The sequence below is a fragment of the Nocardiopsis sp. MG754419 genome (assembly GCF_018207095.1).
Lineage (GTDB): Bacteria > Actinomycetota > Actinomycetes > Streptosporangiales > Streptosporangiaceae > Nocardiopsis.
In genome coordinates, this window is sequence record NZ_QOCZ01000387.1 from 1 (window position 1) to 400 (window position 400).

A 400-nucleotide genomic window follows, 5' to 3' on the forward strand; every position below is an offset into this window, starting at 1 on the left:
AGAGGGCGCCGGAGTTGGAGGTCTCCGGGTCGGTGCTGGAGATGTAGAGGGTGCCGGTCAGCTCCCCGTACTTCTCGGCGCCCTTGAGCTGTTGCCAGGTCCGGTCGTCCCGGGCGGCGTCGAGGTAGGCGCCCATCTTCAGCGTGCCGCGGTGCTCGTCGAGGGTGGCGAGCCCGTTCGAGGCCAGGACCTCGGCGGCGTTGCGGTGGGCCACGACGACGAGGGGCGAGTAGAAGGGGCGCGCCAGGGTCTGCTTCACGCCGTACTTCTTCGCGAGTTCGGCGGCGGGCACCTGGCTGGACGGGAAGGCGGCGTCGTACCCCTTGAGGTCGAATCCCTCCATGGCCCAGGACCCGGAGGTCTCGGCCTTCACGGTGTAGCCCTTGACGGCGAGGGCCTT

General features: G+C 69.8%; 1 pseudogene. It reads right to left on the minus strand.

Annotated features, from left to right (window positions below):
* Positions 1-400, minus strand: a pseudogene (locus tag DSY14_RS28235) (hypothetical protein); the annotation flags it as partial.